This is a genomic window from Odoribacter sp. N54.MGS-14 (assembly GCF_000980295.1).
Taxonomy (GTDB): domain Bacteria; phylum Bacteroidota; class Bacteroidia; order Bacteroidales; family Marinifilaceae; genus Odoribacter; species Odoribacter splanchnicus.
The window spans coordinates 1-1829 of the sequence record NZ_LARL01000141.1 but is presented as its reverse complement, the minus strand read 5'-3'; the positions used below and the strand labels follow the sequence as shown (position 1 = coordinate 1829).

1 protein-coding gene and 1 tRNA gene are annotated in these 1829 nt (G+C 36.5%); one reads left to right on the top strand and one right to left on the bottom strand.

All coding sequences use genetic code 11. The annotated features are described in order from the left end of the window. Positions 1–645 precede the first annotated feature (645 nt). A tRNA-Ser gene (locus tag WS42_RS14580) sits at positions 646–730 on the bottom strand. A gap of 132 nt (positions 731–862) precedes the next feature. Here WS42_RS14580 and WS42_RS14575 point away from each other — a divergent pair. Further along, on the top strand, positions 863–1829 hold a 967-nt coding region (locus WS42_RS14575), incomplete at its 3' end, for a tetratricopeptide repeat protein (RefSeq protein WP_046451352.1).

Here is a 1829-nt window from a genome sequence, read left to right as displayed (position 1 = left end):
ACAAATATGGATTATTGGAATTATATACCATAAAAAATTTCCCCTCTATCAAAACGGCATATATTCCTATATCGTGGAATATAGCCGTTTTGCATATTCCAAAGAAAAGTTCGAGCCATGTATACCCTCATGCCCTCACTGCATATATAACAGGTTTATTATTAACGGTTTATGTAGTAAGGATAAAAAAAATTGCTCTCATTCATGCTCTCATACTCTCACAATGTTTTGAAGTATATTTCCACATAAATTACTTGTTTTCAGCCACATACCATTTTCTTATAGATCGTTTCGACTTGATATAAAGTAGGGTGTTTTAGGCTTTTTCCCCGCAAAAAGTACGCATGAAAGGTCTGTACCTCCACAGAATGACGGTTTACGATGCATTGGTAACAATAAAAAAGACCAAGACGTTTTTAAAAAAGTTCCTGTTCTTTTTTAAAAACGTCGTCGTCTTTTTTGAAAAGTTCTTGATCTTTTTTGAGAGCATGAGGATATCACATATGTAAGCATAAGACCAGGTACACCGAATAGTACACCGAAAGAATGCTTTGATATGCTTATTTTTGCCATGCACCAAAAACAAAAAAATCCCCGTAAAGTATTAATTTACAGGGATTTTCTTTGTTTTGCAATTCTTTCCAGCGGAGAGACAGGGATTCGAACCCCGGGTACCTCGCGGTACAACGGTTTTCAAGACCGCCGCAATCGACCACTCTGCCACCTCTCCAAAACTTCCTTTCAGAAGTGCTTTTTGTTGAAAGCGTTGCAAAGGTACGACTTTATTTTAAATATGCAAGACTTTTGAACAAGAAAAATTAAAGGTTTTATTATATTTGCACTCTCAACCGAAAAAAAGCATATGAAACTAAAATGTCTTTTCTTACTGTTACTTTTGGGAATATCCTTTTGTGTACATGCACAAAAGCGCCCCGTCATCCTTGAGAAACAGTTGGAGATCATTAGGAAAGAACCTGATAACGGGGATGCATTAAAGTTTCTATGCCAATACTATTTAAATAAAGGAGATTATTCCAAAACCATCACTTACGCCGAGATTATGAAAAACGTAGCGGACAAGACTAAAAATCCTCTACTCCAACTCTATTCATATATCTACCAAGCACAAGCACAAATGATGAGCGGACGGGAAAAAATAGCCAAAAAAAACTTGAACCTTTCTCTTGAACTAGCAACCAAACTGAATAATGACTCCACCCTTTGTTCCGTCTATGGTAGTCTCGGACTCTACTCTGCAAATATTGAAACCGATTATTACCGTGCCATACGATGGCTTTATAAAGGTATCCAATTGGCACAACAAAATAATTTCCAACAACAATACGCTTTGCTTTTAGGCAATTTAGCAAACATCTATTACCTCAAAAAAGATACAGCCGGTATCAAATACGCATTAGAATGTTATGAATTAGGACACAGTATGCGTAATCCATACATCATTTATTCCGGTGCAGTAAATTCTGCCTATATGTATTTTTTAATGAAACAGAATGAGGAAGCAATGAAATATATACATGAAGCCGAAACATTGATGCTGGAAAATGATTTCTACGACCAAGCCCATACCTACAATCTCTTTGGCAATATATTATATGATATGGGTGAATATGCCCAGGCCTTGGAATATTACAAAAAAGCCATGAAGGACAAACAGGCGGCACAAACTTCCTCTATTGTCTATGCCCATTTGGGATATGCACGTATACTAATGCAGCAAAACAAACAACCAGAAGCTATTTTATTGTTAAAACAAGGAATAGCTATTTCTTATGCACGCGTCAACGCCATCCATCGCAATGAACTATACG